This window comes from Haemophilus haemolyticus, assembly GCF_003490935.1.
In the GTDB taxonomy this organism is placed as follows: domain Bacteria; phylum Pseudomonadota; class Gammaproteobacteria; order Enterobacterales; family Pasteurellaceae; genus Haemophilus; species Haemophilus haemolyticus_M.
Window position 1 is genome coordinate 325,545 of the sequence record NZ_QQGD01000001.1, and the last position, 21,604, is coordinate 347,148.

Sequence of the window (21,604 nt, forward strand, 5' to 3'; positions counted from 1 at the left end):
ATAAGGAATAAATTATGTCATTTACCGTGATTATCCCCGCTCGTTTTGCATCAAGTCGTTTACCTGGAAAACCTCTTGCTGATATTGCAGGCAAGCCAATGATTCAACATGTATTTGAGAAAGCTCTGCAGTCTGGTGCGAGCCGAGTGATTATTGCCACCGATAATGAAAATGTGGCTAATGTTGCCAAAAGTTTTGGTGCTGAAGTCTGTATGACTTCGGTTAATCATAATTCTGGTACAGAACGTTTAGCGGAAGTGGTAGAAAAATTAGCGATTCCTGACAATGAAATCATTGTCAATATTCAAGGGGATGAGCCTTTGATTCCTCCCGTTATCGTGCGACAAGTGGCAGATAATTTAGCAAAATTTAATGTCAATATGGCAAGCCTTGCGGTAAAAATTCACGATGCTGAGGAATTATTTAATCCAAATGCAGTGAAAGTATTAACAGATAAAGAGGGCTATGTACTGTATTTTTCCCGTTCGGTTATTCCTTACGATCGTGATCAGTTTATGAATTTACAGGATGTTCAGAAGTTACAGCTTGCGGACGCTTACTTACGTCATATTGGCATTTACGCGTATCGTGCTGGTTTCATAAAACAATATGTGCAATGGGCACCAACTCAACTTGAAAATCTAGAAAAACTTGAGCAGCTTCGTGTGTTATATAACGGCGAACGCATTCATGTGGAGCTTGCGAAAGAAGTGCCTGCAGTGGGGGTGGATACTGCTGAAGATTTGGAAAAAGTGCGAGCAATTTTAGCGGCGAATTAAAATGTTTGATGCTAAAAAGTTCTTAGCGGATGTCTCTCACGAACCTGGTGTTTATCGTATGTATGATGATAAAGATCAGGTTATTTATGTTGGGAAAGCAAAGGATTTAAAAAAACGTCTTTCAAGCTATTTTCGTAAAAATCTGAGCAGTAAAAAAACAGAAGCGTTGGTGGCGTCAATTCATCATATTGACACCACGCTAACTTCATCTGAAACAGAAGCTTTACTGCTAGAGCATAATTTTATCAAGCTTTATCAGCCTCGTTATAACGTATTATTGCGTGATGATAAATCCTATCCATTTATTTTATTAACCAAAGAACGTCATCCAAGAATCACTTCTTATCGTGGTTCTAAAAAATTTGCAGGTGAATATTTTGGGCCTTATCCTCACGCGGGAGCCGTGCGTGAAACTTTATCGCTTTTGCAAAAACTTTTCCCTGTTCGACAATGTGAAAATTCCGTTTATTCCAACCGCTCTCGTCCTTGTTTGCAGTATCAAATTGGGCGTTGTTCTGCACCTTGTGTACAGGGATGTGTTTCTGATGAAGAATATAATCAGCAAGTTGAATTAGCCCGCTTATTTTTACAAGGCAAAGATCAACAGGTGTTAGATTATTTAATCGGTAAAATGGAGCAGGAAAGCAGAAATTTAGATTTTGAACAGGCTGCGCGTTATCGTGATCAGATTCAGGCGGTACGTTCAGTTATTGAAAAACAATTTGTATCCAATGAGCGTTTAGATGATATGGATATTATGTCTATCGCTTACCAATATGGTTTAGCCTGTGTACAGGTGATGTTTATTCGTCAAGGAAAAGTGCTAGGCAATCGTAGTTACTTCCCCAAAGTACCCGCCAATACGGATTTATCGGAACTTACAGAAACTTTTGTAGGGCAATTTTATTTACAAGGCCATCAAGGACGAAGTATCCCGAATAGCATTATTGTCGATCGTCAATTAGCTGAAAAATCAGAGCTTGAGCAACTTCTTACTGATCAAGCGGGCAGAAAAGTAACGATTCAAGAAAGTGTAAAAGGTGATAAGAGTAAATACTTACAGCTTGCACAAGTTAATGCTAAAGCGGCTTTAAATGTACAACTTAAACAATCTTCACGAATGTCAGAGCGTTATCAAGCGTTGTGTGAACTGTTAAATCTTCCTGAAATTAAGCGTATGGAATGTTTCGATATAAGCCACACGATGGGAAATCAAACAGTAGCATCTTGTGTTGTCTTTAATCAAGAAGGTCCACTAAAATCTGATTATCGTCGTTTTAATATTGAAGGCATTACTGGCGGGGATGATTATGCTGCGATGGAACAAGCGTTGCAGAAACGTTATGAGCGAGATTTAGAAGAAGATAAAATTCCCGATATTATTTTTATTGATGGTGGAAAAGGGCAATTAAATCGTGCATTGAATGTGTTCCAACATCTTCAAGTAAAATGGGATAAAAATAGACCGCACTTAATTGGCGTAGCAAAAGGTGTGGATCGTCGAGCAGGGCAGGAAGTACTGATCATCAGCAAACAAGACCGCGAAATTCATTTGCCTGATGATAGTTTGGCATTGCATTTGATTCAACACATCCGTGATGAAAGCCATAATCATGCAATAAGCGGACACCGTAAAAAACGTCAAAAAGCCTTTACACAAAGTGGTTTAGAAACCATCGAAGGAGTGGGCACTAAACGTCGTCAGGCTTTACTGAAATATCTTGGTGGTTTACAAGGTGTGAAAAAGGCGACCTTAGATGAAATAGCCTCTGTACCTGGAATTTCTCTTAAACTTGCCGAAACGATTGTTGAAACGCTCAAAAACGATTAATCAATTATCTCTTAAGTGTAAATAACGATTGCTTTTCATCATAAAGCCATTATGATCCGCACTTTCGGATTTATTTAACTCTATTATAGGAAAAATTATGTTTGAATGGATTACCGATCCTGAAGCGTGGATATCACTTGCGACACTTGCTGCTTTGGAGATCGTTTTAGGGGTCGATAATATTATTTTTATTAGTATCCTAGTTGGGCGTTTACCTGAAAGCCAACGCCAGTCTGGTCGTATTGTTGGACTTGGTTTAGCAATGTTGACAAGAATTTTACTTTTAATGTCACTTGCTTGGATGATGAAACTTACTGCACCGTTATTTACTGTGTTTAATCAAGAAATTTCTGGGCGTGATTTGATTTTATTAATCGGTGGTTTATTTCTGATTGTAAAAAGTTCAGGCGAAATTAAAGAAGCAATCAATCATCAAGACCATCATGAATCGGAAAGAAAAAATAAAGTGAGTTATCTTGGCGTATTAATTCAAATTGCAGTGCTAGATATTGTATTTTCTTTAGATTCCGTGATTACAGCAGTAGGTATGGCAAGCCATCTTTCTGTGATGATTTTGGCGATTATTATTGCCGTTGGCGTGATGATGTTTGCGGCAAAACCAATCGGCGATTTCGTAGATACGCATCCAACCTTGAAAATTCTGGCTTTAGCCTTCTTAGTTTTAGTCGGAATTAGTTTAATCGCAGAAAGTTTAGATATTCACATCCCGAAAGGTTACATCTATTTTGCAATGGGATTCTCTGTTGTAGTCGAAATGATCAATATTCGAATGAGAAGATTGATGAAATAAATTAGAAGTGCGGTCTATATAGACCGCATTTTTCGATTAAGCTTTTTTCAAAAACTCAGATTTCAACATGATTTTGCCGCAATCGACATTATGATCGCCATTTACTAAGCGGATGTTTTTGAATTTTGTACCTTTTTTCAATACTTCTGATGAACCTTTTAATTTTAAATCTTTAATCAAAAGTACATCATCACCATCTACAAGCAAATTCCCATTGCTGTCTTTTACGATGAGTTGATCTTCATCTGATTCTTGAATTTCATTATTGTCCCATTCATTACCGCAATCAGGGCAAACAAAATTAATTGAATCGTGGTAAACGTATTCACTTTGACATTTTGGGCAATTAGGCATTTGATCCATTGGGTTTTCCTTCTTGATTACATATAATAGGCGCGCGAGTATAGCAAAAAAGATGTCTTTCGCCAAAGCGTGAAAGTTTTTGATGAATTTTTGAGGAAAATGTATGAAAAAACAAATTCTTGCCTTAGTTTGTGGCGTGATGTTTAGTAGTTCGACTTGGGCACACAATTTGCAATTAGAGCAATCTTTACCATCGGTAAAAGTGAGTGAGTACGGTGAAATTGTACTTTCTGGAAAAGATATCGCGTTTCAACCTTGGGGTTCTGCGGGATTAGCGGGTAAAGTGCGTGTAGTCCATCATTTGGCTGGTAGAACTGCAGCAAAAGAGAAAAATCAGCCAATGATTGATGCTATAAAAGCATCTCATTTTAATCCTGCAAAATACCAAACAACGACCATTATTAATGCGGATGATGCGATTGTTGGTACAGGTATGTTTGTAAAAAATAGTGCACAAAAAGGAAAACAGGAAAATCCACATAGCCAGGTTGTATTAGATGATAAAAGTGCGGTGAAAAATGCTTGGGGATTAAATCCTAAAGATAGTGCAATTATAGTGTTAGACAAAACGGGAAAAATAAAATTTGTGAAAGAAGGAAAATTGTCTGATAGTGATATTCAGGCTGTTATTTCACTGGTGAATGTATTGACCAAATAACGTAATACAAAGTAAAAATCCCTAAGCCTTTTGACTTAGGGATTTTTTTAATCCTGATGGCGGAGGAATAGGGATTCGAACCCTAGGAGGGCGTAAACCCTCGCCGGTTTTCAAGACCGGTGCCTTCAACCACTCGACCATTCCTCCGTGATTGATAGGCGTAGTATAATGAATATTTTATTGATGTAAACAGAAATCTAATGATTTAAGTTTAGGTGATGATAATTTATTCATTTTGATGAAATTAATTCCATTAATTCCATTGACTTTTTTACCCCCAACCCTTATTTTACAAGAGACTTTTTATTTATTTTACAAGGAGCTTTTATGCAATCACGTCTTATTGTGGATGCTCAGCAGGAATCGCTACTCAGCACACATAAAGTGTTGCGTAACACGTATTTTTTATTGGGATTAACAATGGCATTTTCAGCGGTTGTTGCATTTATTTCAATGAGTCTAAACTTGCCATATCCAAATATTATTGTGTTATTAGTGGGGTTTTATGGCTTACTTTTCTTAACAAATAAATTAGCTGATCGCCCTGCGGGTATTTTGGCTGCCTTTGCTTTCACAGGATTTATGGGATACACCATCGGGCCAATTTTAAATATGTATGTGGCACGTGGAATGGAAGATTTGATTATGCTTGCATTCGCAGGAACTGCTATCGTATTTTTTGCGTGTTCTGCTTATGTATTGACTACGAAAAAAGATATGTCATTTTTATCAAGCGCAATGTTCGCATTATTTATTGTGCTATTGCTTGGTATGGTGGCAAGTTTCTTCTTCCAAATTCCTGCGTTATCAGTCGCAATTAGTGCATTATTTGTTGTGTTCTCTACAATGACTATTTTGTATGAAACGAGTAATATCATTCACGGTGGTGAAACGAATTACATTCGAGCAACCGTGAATATTTATGTTTCAATCTACAATTTATTCTTGAGTTTATTAAGATTACTTTCTATCTTCTCAAGCGATGAATAATGATTGAATTTTGACGTTGTGACCCCACTTTTCAGTGGGGTTATTTTTTGGGAATAGGCAATGGAAAAACAAATTTTTGAACATGCAGTCAACGTTGAGGAAGAACAATATCAGCCTAAGCAAGAGTTTCATCATGTAGAAACAAAACTAGATGAACCCTTGGAAGGGGAATTACTTGATGCTCAACTTGAACAGGCATTGAAACCAAAATCAGGTTTTGGAAAAACTTTATTAAAATTTACCGCATTTTTATTTGGCTCGGCGACGGTTGCGCAATCCGTGCAGTGGATTTGGGATAGCTATCAACAACATCAATGGATTTATCTTGCTTTTGCTTTAGTCAGTTTAATTGTCATTTTATTGGGGATTAAAGAGATTATTGGTGAGTGGCGACGTTTAGTTCGTTTAAAAAAACGTGAGCAATTGCAACAACAAAGTCAGCAGATCTGGTTGGAAAGTGCGGTAAAAAATGGTGATGTTTTTTCTGTTCATAACGCAGAAAAAAGTAAAGTTCTTTGCTTAGATATTGCAAAATCTCTACGTTTGGAAAATGATTCTCCAGTGGTAATTCAATGGCAACACCAATTAAATGAAGCTTATTCAGCGCAAGAAATTACGCATTTATTCAGTCGTAATGTTTTGTCTTCTTTTGATATACAAGCTAAAAAATTGATTAGTAAAATGGCCGCTGAATCAGCAGTAATTGTCGCGATTAGTCCGCTTGCTGTGGTGGATATGTTTTTTATTGCGTGGAGAAATCTTCGATTAATGAATAAGATTGCTGAGATTTATGGAATTGAATTAGGGTATTTTTCACGTATTCGATTGTTAAGAATGGTATTGGTCAATATTGCTTTTGCTGGAGCAACCGAAGTGGCACAAGATATTGGAATGGATTGGCTTTCTCAAGATATGACTGCAAAACTTTCTGCGCGTATAGCTCAAGGAATCGGCGTGGGATTGCTCACTGCTAGATTAGGCGTGAAAGCAATGGAGCTTTGTCGCCCGTTAGCATTTCAATTAAATGAAAAACCAAAGCTCTCACATATTCAACAGGAATTACTTAGCTCGGTGAAAGATATTGTTCTCGGTAAAAATAAAATTTACAAAAAGGAGCAAGTCTGATGAAAATCGAGGTTGTTTATCAACATAGCGATTTTATTATTATCAATAAGCCTGAAGGTATTAGCGTTCATAAAGATCAAGAAGAACAAGGTTTAACAGAACTTGTTGCAAAACAACTCAATATGCCTCAAGTATGGCTCGTTCATCGCTTGGATAAAGTGACGTCGGGGCTATTAATTTTGGCGCTGAATGCTGAAAGTTCGGCTGAATTTTCACGACTTTTTTCTGAACATAAAATTCATAAAACGTATTTGGCATTAAGTAACCAAAAACCTAAAAAGAAACAAGGTTTGATTATCGGGGATATGAAGAAAGCCCGAGATGGCGCATGGAAACTTTGTCAAACAAAAGAAAATCCAGCAATTACGCGTTTTGAAAGCGTAAGCTGTGAGCCTAATTTACGTTTATTTATTTTAAAACCACAAACGGGGAAAACGCATCAATTACGTGTTGCGATGAAAAGTTTAGGTAGCCCGATTTTGGGCGATGGACTTTATGGTAAAAACATTGAAAAAATTGACCGCACTTATTTGCATGCTGCCCAATTGGAATTTGATTATTTGAATGATTTTATTTCGGTAACTTGTTTACCCTCTCAAGGTCAATTTTGGATTAAATCCAGTGTGTTTGAGCAAATTAAGGCTTATCTGGCAAAGCCGTTTTTATCAAAATAGAAATCTCTGTATAATAAAGACAATTTTACTCTTTAATAGGAACAAAAATGAAATTTATCTCTTTTAATATAAATGGTTTACGTGCTCGTCCACATCAACTTGAAGCCATTACTGAAAGATATCAGCCAGATGTAATCGGCTTGCAAGAAATTAAAGTCGCTGATGAAGCTTTTCCTTATGAAATTACAGAAAACTTAGGTTATCACGTATTTCATCACGGTCAGAAAGGTCACTATGGCGTAGCATTATTGACTAAACAAGAACCTAAAGCGGTTCTTCGTGGTTTTCCAACAGACAATGAGGATGCGCAAAAACGCATTATTATGGCTGATCTTGAAACTGATTTTGGTTTGTTGACCGTAATTAATGGCTATTTCCCTCAAGGGGAAAGCCGTACGCACGAGACTAAATTTCCAGCTAAAGAGAAATTTTATGCAGATCTTCAACAATATTTAGAAAAAGAACATGATAAGTCGAATCCTATTTTAATTATGGGTGATATGAATATTAGTCCAAGTGATTTAGATATTGGTATCGGAGATGAAAATCGTAAACGTTGGTTACGCACAGGTAAATGTTCTTTCTTACCTGAAGAACGAGCGTGGTATCAACGTTTGTATGATTACGGATTAGAAGATAGTTTCCGTAAGCTGAACCCAACAGCAAATGATAAATTCTCGTGGTTTGATTATCGTTCGAAAGGTTTTGATGATAATCGAGGTTTACGAATTGATCATATTTTAGTAAGTCAAAAATTGGCTGAACGCTGTGTCGATGTGGGCATTGCGTTGGATATTCGAGCAATGGAAAAACCTTCTGATCACGCACCGATTTGGGCTGAATTTAAATAGGAAAGCGAAATGGATATGGCAAATTGGCAGAATTATCGTTCTACCGTGAATGGTATGCCTGCCGTGTTTACCGCAAATATTGAAGATGTTGAAAAATATCACGGTAAAGATCTTGATAAAATAGTGCAATTCACTATCGCTTATAAAGCAGATGATGAAACCGGTTTGCCTTCAGAAGTTGAGTACGATAAGTTAATTAATCGTGTATTTAAAATTCTGGCGCAATTAACCGCACTTCCGAATGTATTTTTTGCGGGACATTTTATTTGTAATTCCCAAGCTAAAATGCATTTTTACTGTGAGCATGAAAATCTTATTGTAGAAACTTTACAACAAATTGATTTTGTTAAAGATATTAATGTACAAAAAGATTTAAGTTGGGATACTTATTTTGACTTTTTGCTTGCTTCTCCATTAGAGATTAAATTAAATGCAACGGAAGAGTTACTTGATTTACTGAAAAATAAAGGTCGTGATTTAAGTGATACGTATCTGGTGGAGCATAGTTTTCATTTTGATGAAGAAGAGAAAATGTTCCCTTTTATGGATGAGCTTAGTTTGGGGGATTATTCTTTCACGACATTACAATATTCCGCACAAGCTATTCAGTTTAATGAAGATGATGAACCTTATTTCTTGGTGAAATTAGAGCAAGAAATTTCATTAGATAATGGTGAAATTTTTGAACAAGTCGAATGGTTTGAAAAACTGGCTGGACAATTTGGGGGAGAGTATATCGGCTGGGAATGTGATTCTTTGATGGATGCTAATAAGCAGTTGAATTAGGTTTTTAGATACTCGCAAGTCATAAAAAAGAGAGATATTTATCTCTCTTTTTTTAATGTAATTTAACTTTTCGGCGCATTTTACGCATTAGTAAAAATACCCATGGCCATAGTATTCCCGACGCTAAAGCCCCAAAGATTTCTTGCCAGTTAAAAAATGCGGTATGCAGGGAGAATTCGACTAAGAAAATAGCTAATCTGACAATAAACACAAACGCAATTACTAAAAGGCTTTGAAACCAAAGCGATAAATTTCTTAGTACCAGATAGTTTTTTACCACAAAATAAATTGTCACAGAAAGGACTAGGGCATGAATACCCAATGTGGAACCTAGGATTAAATCCCATACAAGTCCTAATAAAAATGCCCATCCAATACTGACTTTATTTGGAATAGCCAGAACCCAGTAAAGCAAAACGAGAATTAACCAAGCCGGCTTAAATGCCTGAAAACCAAGTGGCCAGGGTGCGAGTTCTAGCACTAATGCCACGACAAAGAAGCTTAAAATTGTGAGCCATTGTAGAATAAAGCGAGTTTGCATTAGTCTTCTTCCCTATGTTCTTGTTGTTCTGACGGTACAGCTTCTTCATTTTGTGGTGCATCGGTTGGAATTTCAGGTTCAACCGTTGATTTATCCTTATTTTCTTGAAGATTATCGTCTGTTAATGGGGCTTTTTTTACTTTGTAATCAGCTTCATTTGCTTGGCTTTCTAAACGTTTTTGCACTAAATTACGCACTTCTTCTGGAGACATCGATTTTACTTTAGACATATCTAAATTGCTTGGCCAAAGAAGTAATACATAGCGCAAGCGTTCAAGGGCGGCGAGAGGTTTAGCTTTGACAGTCGCAAAGTAATTGGAACCATCTCGTGAAACACTTTGTACAACCGCTACTGGATAGCCTTCAAGGAAACGGCCACCAAGACCAGACGTTACAAGTAAGTCGCCTTTCTCAATATCCACAGAACGAGGTACATTATCAAGAGTTAGCTCATCAGTATGCCCAGTTCCACTTGCAATGACGCGAACATCGTTACGTAGAACTTGTACTGGAATAGAATGAGTGACATCAGTTAAGAGTAATACTCGGCTGGTATTCTCACCCACAGAAATAATTTGACCAATAACGCCTTTTTCATCAATTACAGGCTGGCCTACATACGCACCGTCTTTTTCGCCTTGGTTAATAACAATTTGTTGACGATAAACATCGGTTTCTGCAGTTAAAATTTCCGCAATCTTTTTGTATTCATCGGTGCGTAAAGGGGAGTTTAACAATAAACGTAAACGCTGATTCTCGACTTTGAGTTGATCTAGTAAGAGTAAATCTGCATTTTTTTCACGTAATTGTTCGCGTAACACTTTATTTTCGATTTGTAATTTACTGGTATCCACTAAATTATCTGATACCCCATCTAATACTGTACGAGGGCTATTGGCAAGATAATAGAGTCCACCCACTGCAGTTTCCATGGCGCTGCGAGCTTTAGTCATTGAATTAGTTTGACCATCAGCTAAGATTAAAGAAAGGGAAGCCGCTACAGCTAATAATAATCGAATGCCAAGCGGGGGAGCTTTACCGAAAATAGGCTTCATTAAGCGTCCTACGTTGAGATAAAAAGATTAAAAGGAAAAGTGCGGTCATTTTTAACCGCACTTTTTATTTATTTTGGTCTAAATTAAATTTCGTCACTAAAAATATCGCCACCGTGCATATCGATCATTTCTAACGCTTCACCACCACCGCGAGCAACACAGGTTAACGGATCTTCTGCGATAATGACTGGAACGCCAGACTCTTTAGAGAGAAGTGTATCAATATTACGCAATAGTGCACCACCACCAGTTAACACCATACCTCGTTCAAAAATATCGGCAGCGTGTTCTGGTTGACATTCTTCGAGTGCAGTTCGCACAGCGGTTACGATACCATTTAATGGCTGTTGAATAGCTTCTAAAACATCGCGTGAGGTTAAGGTGAATGAACGAGGTGCGCCTTCAGCAAGATTGTGGCCATGCACTTCCATTTCTTTAATTTCATCACCTTCTTGAATATAGGCTGTACCGATTTCTTGTTTGATACGTTCCGCTGTTGGTTCGCCGATAACAGAACCAAAAGTGCGACGAACATAAGAAATAATCGCTTCATCAAAACGGTCACCACCGATACGAACTGAAGAAGAATATACGATACCGTTTAAGGAAATAACAGCAACTTCTGTTGTACCACCACCGATATCAATTACCATAGAACCAACAGCAGTAGAAACAGGTAATTTAGCGCCGATTGCGGCTGCCATTGGTTCTTCAATTAAATATACTTCACGCGCACCCGCACCGATTGCAGATTCTTTAATTGCGCGACGTTCTACTTGAGTTGCGCCAGCAGGCACACATACTAGTACACGAGGGCTTGGACGCATAAAATTACCGCTGTGAACTTGTTTAATAAAGTATTGCAACATTTTTTCTGTAACAAAGAAGTCTGCGATTACGCCATCTTTCATTGGGCGAATGGCTGCGATGCTTTTTGGTGTACGTCCAAGCATTAATTTTGCTTCTTTACCGACAGCCGCGATGCTTTTTAGTGAACCAACGCGATCTTGTCGAATGGCAACAACCGACGGCTCATCTAAGACAATACCTTGGCCTTTCACATAAATTAACGTGTTTGCAGTACCTAAGTCGATAGAAAGATCGTTTGAAAAAAGTCCACGAATTTTTTTAAATAACATAATTATCCTATTCTAAAATCAGAGTTAATTTTGCTTGGCTGAAAAAGTGAAATTATCTCATCGCCAAGCACACAAAAAAATTGTGCTAAATGTACCAAAAAATGTGTTGAAATTACAGTTGTTTTTCGTGTTTTTTACATCAGTTGCCACTGACCTTTATCTTGCAGAGTTAGATGTTGCTGGTGTAAAGCTTTCAGCGTTGAACGGTGGCCAACACTGATTAGCGTGGTTTTTGGTAGCTCTTGTTTTAATAGTTGATACATCGCAAATTCCAAACCTTCGTCCATACTTGCTGTGGCTTCATCTAAGAAGGCTACGGCAGGTTTGTGTAGAATCAAACGAGCAAATGCTAAACGCTGTTGCTCACCAAGCGAAAGAATACGCGTCCAGTCTTGTTCTTTTTCTAATTGTTCAGCCAAATGTCCCAGTTGCACTTTATTTAATATTTCTACCGCTTGTGTATGTGAAATATTGTCGGGCTTATTGGGATAAGTTAATGCCGACATCAAATTTCCTTGTGGTACATAGGGTTTTTGCGATAAGAAAAGTTGACTGTTTGTTGGGCAAATCACCTCACCTTCTGCGTAGCTCCAGAGTCCAGCGATTGTTCGTAAAAGTGTCGTTTTTCCTGAACCAGATTTTCCTTGAATGAGTAAACTCGTTCCTTGCGGTAGCGTAATGTTGAGATTTTCTACCAGAGTGTGACCTAATGGATTTTTAACACTTAAGTTGTTGAAAATAACATCCGTAGGGTGATTGTGGATTTGTACTTGCGATTCATGATTCACCATTTCAATGGCGTAGCTGAAACCGGTTAAACGATTGAGCGTCGCTTTATATCCTGCAAAACTATCATAAGTATTACGGAAAAATGAAAGATTGCTGTGCAATTTTCCAAATACTTGTAAAGTTTGCATTAAATCACCGAGTTTTATTTGTTTTTCAAAGTAACGTCCAACTTGAATTAATAATGGAAAAACAACAGAAACTTGACTGACAACTAAGTTAAATCCTGAAAATTTTAGCGTTCTAAATACTATTACCCACATGTTATTGATGACAGCATTGAATTGTTGGTAAAGCTGATTTTTTTCTACTTTTTCACCTGCGTAAAAAGCAATGCTTTCGGCATATTCTTTTATGCGAATTAAAGAATAACGGTAGTTTGCGTTTAAGCGTTCATTAATAAAATTCAACGAGATTAATGGACGACCGAGCCAAAATGCAATGAGGGTAGTGAAAATGACATAGCCAAACACTAAGAACACCATCATATGTGGAATTTCCACGCCAAGTACCATCATTGGACCTGCTAATCCCCATAACAAAATCGTGTAAGAGATCATTGAGGTGACCGCATCAATGACTCCAGTGCTTAAAGAAAGCGTGGTTTTTACATAAGATTGGACATCTTGTTGAATACGTTGATCGGGGTTATCTAGGTTTTCGGATAAATACTGTGTTTTGTAATAGGCGCGATGTGCCATCCATTTATCAACAAGCTGTTCGTTAAGCCACTCAATCCAGTTGATGACGAAACGTTGCTCTAAATAATAGCCTACTAATGCTGCTGAAACAGAACTTGTGGCAATGACGCAGAACAAGCCCATTTGTTGCCAAAATACATGTTCATTAAATTCTTGCAATGATGTGTACATATTTTTGTACCACTCAGAATGTACAAGGCTGATACGTACGCTGAGTAATGTCATTGCAACAATAAGCAGAAAGAAGAGGATAGGTTTTATGCTGCGTTTAGGTGAAAGATAGCCACCTGCAAACATCCAAAATTGTTTTCCCCATTGAGTAAAACGCACCAAAAGAAAAATGCCAAAACTAAAGACGACAGAGGTGATGGCTAACGTTTGTAAAATCCAAATAAGAGAAGTAATGGCTTCTTGGCCGTAATCCATAAATATTCCATCCGAGATAAAAGTGTGGTGAAAAATAACCGCACTTTTTGTAAAAGGGTCAAAAATTTTCGGTATTGTAGAGTCTATGCTCAATTTCGCAAGAAAAAATGTGACGAACGTAGCATTTTTTGAGTTTGGTTAAGGTTTTCAAAAAACAACTTGGATATAATCCGAAGGAGTTAGATTTCATTTTTAAGGGGTCAATATGAGTGATATTGCAATCACGATTAGTCTTCTTGCCCTCGTTGCCGTAATCGGTTTATGGATCGGGCATTGGAAGATCCGTGGGGTTGGGCTTGGCATCGGTGGTGTGCTGTTTGGTGGTATCATTGTGGCTCATTTCACCAATCAATATGGTTTGCAATTAGATGCACATACGTTGCATTTTGTGCAGGAATTTGGCTTGATTCTGTTCGTTTATACGATTGGGATTCAGGTTGGGCCTGGTTTTTTTGCATCTTTAAGAAAATCAGGTTTAAAACTGAATGCGTTTGCTATTTTAATCGTTGTTCTGGGTTCTATTGCAGCGGTGATTGTGCATAAGGTTGCGGATGTTCCGTTGGAAATCGCTCTTGGTATTTATGCGGGAGCGGTAACTAACACGCCAGCCCTTGGTGCTGGTCAGCAAATTTTGACTGAACTTGGCGTGCAACAAACTACAGTGACAATGGGGATGTCTTATGCGATGGCTTATCCATTCGGGATTTGTGGTATTTTGCTTGCAATGTGGTTAATCCGCTTATTTTTTAAAGTCAAAGTAGACGATGAAGCCGCTCGTTTTAATGCAGAGAGTGGTCAAGATAAGGAAAGTTTACATAATATTTCTTTAAAAGTGACCAACCAAAATTTAGATGGTTTGATGCTGATTGAAGTGCCAGGATTTAGTGATGAGGAAGTGGTTTGCTCTCGCCTAAAACGCGAGGACATGGAAATTGTTCCAAAGGCTAGCACAGAAATTCGTATCAATGATATTTTACAATTAGTCGGCGATGATACGGCTCTATCCAAAATGCGCTTGATTATTGGTCATGAGGTAGATGCGCCAACATCCTCTTATAGTGGAGAGATTCGTGCCGAACGCGTAGTGGTTACTAATGAAAAAGTCTTAGGTAAAAAGATCCGCACGTTGGGGATTCATCAAAAATATGGTGTGGTGATTTCTCGTTTGAATCGTGCCGGTATTGAATTAGTGCCAACAGCGAATACAACTTTGCAATTTGGTGACGTACTTCATATGGTGGGGCATACTGATGTGCTAAATAAAGCGATTTCCGTAATTGGTAATGCACAACAAAAATTGCTTCAAGTGCAGATGTTACCTGTATTCATCGGTATTGGTTTAGGGGTACTCGTTGGTTCTATTCCATTCTATATTCCAGGTTTCCCAGTTGCGTTAAAATTAGGGCTTGCTGGTGGGCCATTGGTGGTTGCGTTGATTTTAGCGAGAATTGGCACGATTGGTAAACTTTACTGGTTTATGCCACCTAGTGCTAACTTGGCATTGCGCGAAATAGGGATTGTTCTTTTCTTGGCTGTGGTAGGTTTAAAATCAGGCGGAAGTTTCTTTGATACCTTGTTGAATGGCTCAGGCCTTGAATGGATGGGATACGGTATTTTTATCACCTTTATTCCATTAATGATTACCGGTATTTTGGCTCGTCTATATGGCAAACTGAATTACCTTACAATCTGTGGTTTACTTGCAGGTTCCATGACAGATCCGCCAGCTTTAGCATTTGCTAATGAAATTAAAGAAGATAACGGTGCAGCAGCACTTTCTTATGCCACTGTGTATCCATTGGTGATGTTCTTGCGGATAATGTCTCCACAATTATTAGCAGTGTTATTGTGGGCTGCATAGTTTAAATAGTTCAATTTATACAAACAAAAGCGCGGTTAATTTCGCGCTTATTTTTTGTGTGGATTTTGCGCGAGAGGGTATTCAATGATAGAATCTCGCACTTTTATTGCGAAGCGAGAACAAAATGGCATTAGTTGAATTTTTGATGGAAACCTTAGATGGGTTAAAGGGAATAGATATTGTACATTTTGATGTACGTGGAAAATTATCGATTACGGATAATATGATTATTTGCACGGGTACATCGAGCCGACAAGTTTCTGCAATGGCAGATAATTTAATTACAGAATGTAAAAAAGCAGGTTTTGAAACTTTTGGTGAAGAAGGTAAAAATACTGCAGATTGGATTGTGGTGGATCTTGGTCAAGCAATCGTACATATCATGCAACGTGACGCGCGTGAAATGTATCAATTAGAGAAACTTTGGGCGTAAATTTTAGTAAAGTGCGGTGAAAAATAACCGCACTTTTTAGATGAGGATGACTTGTGAAAATCACGTTAATTGCTGTCGGAACAAAAATGCCTTCTTGGGTTACAACGGGTTTTGAGGAATATCAACGCCGTTTTCCAAAAGATATGCCTTTTGAACTGATTGAAATTCCAGCAGGCAAGCGTGGAAAAAATGCTGATATTAAACGTATTTTAGAACAAGAAGGTAAAGCGATGTTAGCCGTCTGTGGAAAAGGTAAAGTCGTAACGTTAGATATTCCTGGTAAACCTTGGACCACCCCGCAATTAGCCGAGCAACTAGAAGCGTGGAAAAACGATGGCCGTGATGTATGTTTGTTGATCGGGGGACCTGAGGGGCTTTCGCCTGAATGTAAAGCTGCCGCAGAGCAAAGCTGGTCGCTTTCACCCTTGACATTACCTCACCCGCTTGTTCGTGTTGTGGTTGCTGAAAGTTTGTATCGTGCGTGGTCGCTCACGACGAATCATCCTTATCATCGAGAATAGTAAATCCTCATTTTTAGTCAGATGAATTTAAAAAGATTCTTCAATACGCCAACTCATGAGCCGTTCCGCGATAAAAAAGCGGAGCGTAACCTTTTTGCTCGCCGAACTTTAGTGGCTTTTTTGGGGATTTTGCTACTAACAGGCGTGTTATTCACCAATATTTATCAGCTACAGATTGTTAATTTCGATACTTACCAAACGCGTTCTAATGGTAACCGAATTAAATTATTACCTTTACCTCCAACGCGTGGCTTAATCTATGATCGTTACGGTAAATTATTAGCCGAAAATCTTACTTTTTTTGGTTTATATATTGTGCCAGAAAAAACTGAAAATTTAGACCGCACTTTAGATGAATTACGCTACATTGTGGGATTGACGGATAATGATATTGAAAATTTTAAAAAGGAACGTCGCCGCGGAACGCGTTACACGCCTATTTTATTGAAACCGAATTTAACGGAAGAACAAATCGCACGTTTTGCAGTGAGTGGCTATCAATATCCGAGTTTAGATGTACGTCCTTATTTCAAACGCTATTACTTATATGGCGAGATTATGACGCATATTTTAGGCTATGTGGGCAAAATCAATGATAAAGACGTTGAGCGTTTGAAAAAAGATGAAAAATTTGCCAATTATTCTGGTAGCAATGATATGGGCAAATTGGGGATTGAACGCTACTATGAAGATGAGTTACATGGCACCACAGGTTTTGAAGAAGTAGAAATCAACAATCGCGGTAAAGTTATTCGTAAGTTACGTGAACAACCTTCAGTAGCAGGAAAAAGTATTTATCTTACTATCGATTTAGAATTGCAGCGTTACATAACAGATCTTTTGGCTGGGCAAAAAGGCGCGATTGTTGTATTGGATCCTAAAGATAGTGGTGTGCTGGCTATGGTGTCTACGCCAAGTTATGACAATAATTTGTTTGTTGATGGTATTTCGTCAGAAGATTATAAGCGCCTATTAAATGATCCATCTCGTCCACTTTATAGTCGTGCGACCCAAGGTGTGTATCCTCCTGCTTCTACGGTAAAACCTTTTATTGCAGTAGCCGCACAAACTGAAAATGTGATTAGCCAAAATACGACGATTTTTGACCCAGGCTATTGGGTATTGCCAAATACGACTAAGCGATTCCGAGATTGGAAAAAGAGTGGTCATGGTTATACAGATTTAAATAAAGCAATTACAGAATCATCCGATACCTATTTTTACCAAGTCGCTCATAGTATGGGCATTGATCGCCTTTCTGATTGGATGAAACGATTTGGCTTTGGTATGCCAACTGGGATTGAAATTCAAGAAGAAACAGCAGCCAATATGCCAACGCGCGAATGGAAACAAAAACGCTATAAACGCCCTTGGGTACAAGGTGATACTATTTCTGTGGGAATTGGCCAAGGGTATTGGACTGCAACCCCGTTACAAGTAGCAAAAGCAACAGCTGTATTGGTGAACAATGGAAAGGTGAATACCCCACATTTAATGAAAGCAATTGAAGTATCCACACTAAAACCTTATGAAGATCCTTTGCTTTATCCTGATATTACAGAGGCTAAACAAAGCTATTGGGATGCCGCAAAACGTGGAATGTATAATGTTGTCAATTCAGCTTTAGGAACGGGGAGAAAGGCTTTTGCTGGAGCAAATTATCGTGTGGCAGGAAAATCTGGTACTGCTCAAGTATTTAGTTTAAAAGAAAATGAAAAATACAATGCGGCGGGATTGAAAAAAGAACTACATGATCACGCATGGTTTACCGCATATGCGCCTTATGAAAATCCTAGATTGGTTGTGACAGTTATTTTAGAGAATGCGGGTGGTGGTTCAAGTAATGCCGCACCATTAGCACGTAAAGTGATGGATTATTATTTAAATCAGCGTTTACCTCAAGTTGAAAAATATAATGCAACCATTCAGCAAAAAGAAGATTTACCACAAGAGAGCGAGCAAATAAATGGAAGATAAAATCCCTTTCTGGTTGCGCGCATGGCAACGTTTGCATATTGATTTTTGGCTTTTTATTGGCTTAGTTGCAATAACAGCCTATGGCATGCTTGTGCTTTATAGTGCCACTGGTGCGAGTGAAACTATGTTTAACAACCGGATTATTCAGGTTTTTCTTGGATTTACTGTTATGCTCGTCATGGCGCAATTTCCACCTAAATTTTATCAACGCATTGCGCCTTATCTCTATCTGATAGGCTTTATCATGTTGATTTTAGTGGATGCGATTGGAACAACCAGTAAAGGTGCACAGCGTTGGCTTGATCTTGGATTTATTCGTTTTCAACCCTCTGAAATTGTAAAGCTTGCGGTGCCATTAATGGTCGCGGTGTATTTAGGTAATCGACCACTTCCACCTAAATTAAGTGAAACATTTATTGCGATTGCAATGATTATGATTCCGACTTTACTTGTGGCTATACAACCAGATTTAGGCACATCAATTTTGGTAAGTGCGTCAGGTTTATTTGTCGTATTTTTAGCTGGAATGAGTTGGTGGTTGATTTTAGCTGCAGTGATTGGCTTAGCTGGATTTATTCCGATCATGTGGCTATATCTAATGCACGATTATCAACGCACTCGCGTTCTCACATTATTGGACCCAGAAAAAGATCCTCTCGGTGCTGGCTATCATATTTTACAATCAAAGATTGCGATTGGTTCTGGTGGTCTTTGGGGAAAAGGCTGGATGCAGGGTACGCAATCCCAGCTTGAGTTCTTACCTGAGCCTCATACAGATTTTATTTTTGCTGTAATGAGTGAAGAACATGGAATGGTTGGGTTTCTTATTTTAATCTCCATTTATATGTTCATTATTGTACGTGGTTTGATTATTGCCGTGAACGCTCAAACTTCTTTTGGGAGAATTCTTGCTGGAGCAACGACGTTAATTTTCTTTGTTTATGTGTTTGTTAATATAGGCATGGTAAGTGGTATTTTGCCTGTAGTGGGTGTGCCATTACCTTTATTCAGCTATGGCGGTACGTCTTACGTTGCTATTATGGCTGCTTTTGGCTTGGTGATGTCAGTTCATACACATCAAGTAAAATTTATGAAAGGGAACTAATTTCATTTTTGCTTTTCTTAAAAGGGTAAATAAATGAAAATAGTCAACGCTTATGAAATTAAAAACATTATTAAATCTGACCGCACTTGCTTTATTTGCTATAATTACTAGCTTTTCAGCCCATGCGGACACTCACCAAATGTATGGTATCCAAGGGGATAAACTTTCGATTATAACCAAAGTACCTTCTCCTAGTACTTATTCCGTGAAAGGGCAAACTTATACGACAAAAGCTGAAGATGATGCTAAATCCTATACGAAAGAAGGGATGGCAAGTTACTATCATCTCAAATTTAATGGGCGTAGAACTGCAAGTGGTGATGTTTATAATTCAACACAATTTACTGCGGCACATAAAACATTGCCAATAAATTCTTATGCTTTGGTGACTAATTTACATAATAATCGTAAAGTTATCGTACGTATTAATGATCGTGGGCCTTTTAGTGATAAACGTTTAATTGACCTTTCTCATGCAGCGGCGAAAGAAATTGGATTAATTTCTCGCGGTATGGGGCATGTTAGAATTGAGGCGTTGCACGTTGCCAAAAATGGGAATTTATCAGGCGCAGCGACAAGAACGCTGGCTAAGCATGCAAAAACTCAAGAAGCAGCTGATCGTTTAGTATTAAAATCTAATACGCTTTTTGATAACGCATCTAAGTCAATAAATGCTCTAAAAGGAACCGAATTTTACCGTTTGAAAATGCTTGAATTAACCTCTCGTAGCCAAGCAAATAAGTTAATTACGCAACTTGCGTTAGCGAATATTCAAACTGAAGTAAATCGCTCGGGAAATAAATATGAAATTCACATAGGGCCCTTTGATAATAAAGCACAAATGGCACAAGTGAGAGCTAAATTACAAAAAATGGCAGTAAACAAGCCACTAATTGTTTACACATATAAAAATTAATTGTAGGAACACACTATGTTGAAAAGAACAACAAAAATCGCATTTTTATCAAGTTTTGTGGCACTTAGTGCTTTTTCGGTATCTGCAGAGGATATGCAGTTTGGAGTAACTCCGCCTCAAATTACTGCTCAAACGTATGTATTGATGGATTACAATTCAGGCGCAATTTTGGCCGCACTTAATCCTGATGAGCGTCAATATCCTGCATCATTAACAAAAATGATGACAAGTTATGTGGTAGGGAGCGCTTTAAAACAGGGCAAAATTCACAATACCGATATGGTAACCATTGGTGAGAGTGCATGGGGGCGTAATTTCCCAGACTCATCAAAAATGTTTTTAGATTTAAATACACAAGTATCTGTAGCAGATTTGAATCGTGGTGTGATTGTTGTTTCTGGTAATGATGCGACAGTGGCATTAGCTGAACACATTTCTGGCAATGTACCGAACTTTGTAGAAACCATGAATAAATATGTTCAACAATTTGGTTTGAAAAATACAAATTTCACTACGCCGCATGGTTTAGACGATCCAAATCAATATTCTTCCGCGCGTGATATGGCAATTATTGGTGCGCATATTATTCGTGATTTACCTGAAGAATATAAAATTTACTCAGAAAAAGATTTTACCTTTAACAAAATTAAACAGCCTAACCGCAATGGCTTATTGTGGGATAAAAATATCAATGTTGATGGAATGAAAACAGGGCATACTAGCCAAGCTGGATATAACTTAGTTGCTTCAGCGATTACACCGAACAATATGCGTTTAATTTCTGTTGTAATGGGTGTGCCAACTTACAAAGGTCGTGAAGTAGAAAGTAAAAAACTTTTACAATGGGGTTTTGCTAATTTCGAAACATTTAAAACTTTAGAGGCAGGCAAAGAAATTTCAGAACAACCAGTTTATTACGGTAATAAAGGTAGTGTGAAATTAGGCACGTTACAAGATAGCTTTATCACAGTTCCGAAAGGCAAACAAAATGAGCTTAAAGCTCGATATGAGTTAGAAAGTAAAAACTTACAAGCGCCTTTAGCAAAAGGCCAAGTCGTAGGTAAAGTCATTTATCAATTAGAAGGTAAAGATATTGCAGCGGTAAACTTACAAGTGATGGATGAAGTAGGTGAAGCTAGTATTTTCGGAAAAGCTTGGGATTGGCTCGTGCTCACTGTAAAAGGCTTATTTGCATAAAATATGCCAGAAATTTACCGCACTTTTTTCATTTTTAACTGAGGCATTCGTAATGTGTGGGTGGTGTACCATTCACAC

Annotated in this window: 21 protein-coding genes and 1 tRNA gene; 16 read left to right on the forward strand and 6 right to left on the reverse strand. The window is 38.0% G+C overall.

All coding sequences use genetic code 11. The features are described 5' to 3' along the window. Positions 1 to 14 precede the first annotated feature (14 nt). From kdsB to DV417_RS01730, 3 genes are all read left to right on the forward strand, one after another. Positions 15 to 779, forward strand: a complete 765-nt coding sequence (kdsB, locus tag DV417_RS01720) for a 3-deoxy-manno-octulosonate cytidylyltransferase (protein ID WP_118878226.1) — start codon at positions 15 to 17, stop codon at positions 777 to 779. Position 780: 1 nt separating this feature from the next. Beyond that, positions 781 to 2,610 (forward strand): excinuclease ABC subunit UvrC, encoded by a 1,830-nt coding sequence (gene uvrC, locus DV417_RS01725; protein ID WP_118878229.1) that lies wholly within the window; start codon positions 781 to 783, stop codon positions 2,608 to 2,610. Positions 2,611 to 2,707: 97 nt separating this feature from the next. Next, on the forward strand, positions 2,708 to 3,421 hold the full coding sequence (locus DV417_RS01730; protein ID WP_118878231.1) for a TerC family protein: 714 nt from the start codon (positions 2,708 to 2,710) through the stop codon (positions 3,419 to 3,421). 36 nt (positions 3,422 to 3,457) lie between these two features. On the opposite strand, the gene DV417_RS01735 is transcribed toward DV417_RS01730, so the two are convergent. After that, a complete protein-coding gene (locus DV417_RS01735) occupies positions 3,458 to 3,784 on the reverse strand; it encodes a zinc ribbon domain-containing protein YjdM (protein ID WP_118878233.1) in 327 nt (108 codons plus the stop codon). Between the two features lie 103 nt (positions 3,785 to 3,887). On the opposite strand from DV417_RS01735, the gene DV417_RS01740 reads away from it, so the two are divergent. Continuing rightward, positions 3,888 to 4,442: a YtfJ family protein gene (locus tag DV417_RS01740; protein ID WP_118878235.1), complete on the forward strand. Its 555-nt coding sequence runs from the start codon at positions 3,888 to 3,890 to the stop codon at positions 4,440 to 4,442. 57 nt (positions 4,443 to 4,499) lie between these two features. Here the strand turns inward: DV417_RS01740 and DV417_RS01745 are convergent. Beyond that, positions 4,500 to 4,589: transfer RNA gene (locus DV417_RS01745), tRNA-Ser, on the reverse strand. Positions 4,590 to 4,769: 180 nt separating this feature from the next. Between DV417_RS01745 and DV417_RS01750 the strand changes: the two genes are divergently transcribed. The 5 genes from DV417_RS01750 to DV417_RS01770 are packed head-to-tail and all read left to right on the forward strand — an operon-like array spanning position 4,770 to position 8,868. Then, positions 4,770 to 5,432 (forward strand): Bax inhibitor-1/YccA family membrane protein, encoded by a 663-nt coding sequence (locus tag DV417_RS01750; RefSeq protein WP_005635459.1) that lies wholly within the window; start codon positions 4,770 to 4,772, stop codon positions 5,430 to 5,432. Positions 5,433 to 5,492: 60 nt separating this feature from the next. Next, on the forward strand, positions 5,493 to 6,557 hold the full coding sequence (locus tag DV417_RS01755; RefSeq protein ID WP_114891675.1) for a YcjF family protein: 1,065 nt from the start codon (positions 5,493 to 5,495) through the stop codon (positions 6,555 to 6,557). After that, positions 6,557 to 7,231, forward strand: coding sequence for a TIGR01621 family pseudouridine synthase (locus tag DV417_RS01760; protein WP_114891676.1), 675 nt, complete (start codon positions 6,557 to 6,559; stop codon positions 7,229 to 7,231). Before DV417_RS01755 ends, DV417_RS01760 begins: the two co-directional genes overlap by 1 nt. A gap of 47 nt (positions 7,232 to 7,278) precedes the next feature. Beyond that, entirely contained in the window at positions 7,279 to 8,082 is an 804-nt protein-coding gene (xthA, locus tag DV417_RS01765) for an exodeoxyribonuclease III (protein WP_118878238.1), read from the forward strand. A gap of 9 nt (positions 8,083 to 8,091) precedes the next feature. Next, positions 8,092 to 8,868, forward strand: a complete 777-nt coding sequence (locus DV417_RS01770; protein ID WP_118878240.1) for a TIGR01619 family protein — start codon at positions 8,092 to 8,094, stop codon at positions 8,866 to 8,868. Between the two features lie 52 nt (positions 8,869 to 8,920). Here DV417_RS01770 and mreD read toward each other — a convergent pair whose 3' ends face one another. The 4 genes from mreD to DV417_RS01790 form a co-directional block, all read right to left on the reverse strand. Continuing rightward, positions 8,921 to 9,409, reverse strand: a complete 489-nt coding sequence (gene mreD / locus DV417_RS01775; RefSeq protein ID WP_118878242.1) for a rod shape-determining protein MreD — start codon at positions 9,407 to 9,409, stop codon at positions 8,921 to 8,923. Continuing rightward, entirely contained in the window at positions 9,409 to 10,464 is a 1,056-nt protein-coding gene (mreC, locus tag DV417_RS01780; RefSeq protein ID WP_118878245.1) for a rod shape-determining protein MreC, read from the reverse strand. The genes mreD and mreC overlap by 1 nt, the downstream gene beginning before the upstream one ends. Positions 10,465 to 10,547: 83 nt before the next feature. Beyond that, entirely contained in the window at positions 10,548 to 11,603 is a 1,056-nt protein-coding gene (locus DV417_RS01785; RefSeq protein WP_005635474.1) for a rod shape-determining protein, read from the reverse strand. Positions 11,604 to 11,737: 134 nt separating this feature from the next. Next, a complete protein-coding gene (locus DV417_RS01790) occupies positions 11,738 to 13,516 on the reverse strand; it encodes an ABC transporter ATP-binding protein/permease (protein ID WP_118878247.1) in 1,779 nt (592 codons plus the stop codon). A 205-nt stretch (positions 13,517 to 13,721) separates the two neighbouring features. On the opposite strand from DV417_RS01790, the gene DV417_RS01795 reads away from it, so the two are divergent. The 7 genes from DV417_RS01795 to DV417_RS01825 all read left to right on the forward strand — a co-directional run bounded on the left by DV417_RS01795 (position 13,722) and on the right by DV417_RS01825 (position 21,526). Next, positions 13,722 to 15,377, forward strand: coding sequence for a putative transporter (locus DV417_RS01795; RefSeq protein ID WP_118878250.1), 1,656 nt, complete (start codon positions 13,722 to 13,724; stop codon positions 15,375 to 15,377). A 124-nt stretch (positions 15,378 to 15,501) separates the two neighbouring features. Then, positions 15,502 to 15,810 carry a ribosome silencing factor gene (rsfS, locus tag DV417_RS01800; RefSeq protein WP_118878252.1) on the forward strand — a complete coding sequence of 103 codons (309 nt, stop codon included), beginning with the start codon at positions 15,502 to 15,504 and terminating at the stop codon, positions 15,808 to 15,810. 53 nt (positions 15,811 to 15,863) lie between these two features. Continuing rightward, complete coding sequence (rlmH, locus tag DV417_RS01805; RefSeq protein ID WP_032824218.1) at positions 15,864 to 16,331, forward strand: 23S rRNA (pseudouridine(1915)-N(3))-methyltransferase RlmH; 468 nt, start codon at positions 15,864 to 15,866, stop codon at positions 16,329 to 16,331. Between the two features lie 21 nt (positions 16,332 to 16,352). Beyond that, complete coding sequence (gene mrdA / locus DV417_RS01810; RefSeq protein ID WP_118878254.1) at positions 16,353 to 18,308, forward strand: penicillin-binding protein 2; 1,956 nt, start codon at positions 16,353 to 16,355, stop codon at positions 18,306 to 18,308. Further along, on the forward strand, positions 18,298 to 19,413 hold the full coding sequence (rodA, locus tag DV417_RS01815; protein ID WP_005630284.1) for a rod shape-determining protein RodA: 1,116 nt from the start codon (positions 18,298 to 18,300) through the stop codon (positions 19,411 to 19,413). Before mrdA ends, rodA begins: the two co-directional genes overlap by 11 nt. 52 nt (positions 19,414 to 19,465) lie before the next feature. Beyond that, on the forward strand, positions 19,466 to 20,329 hold the full coding sequence (locus DV417_RS01820) for a septal ring lytic transglycosylase RlpA family protein (RefSeq protein WP_118878256.1): 864 nt from the start codon (positions 19,466 to 19,468) through the stop codon (positions 20,327 to 20,329). 15 nt (positions 20,330 to 20,344) lie between these two features. Continuing rightward, positions 20,345 to 21,526, forward strand: coding sequence for a D-alanyl-D-alanine carboxypeptidase family protein (locus tag DV417_RS01825; protein WP_118878259.1), 1,182 nt, complete (start codon positions 20,345 to 20,347; stop codon positions 21,524 to 21,526). The last annotated feature ends 78 nt before the right edge of the window (positions 21,527 to 21,604 follow it).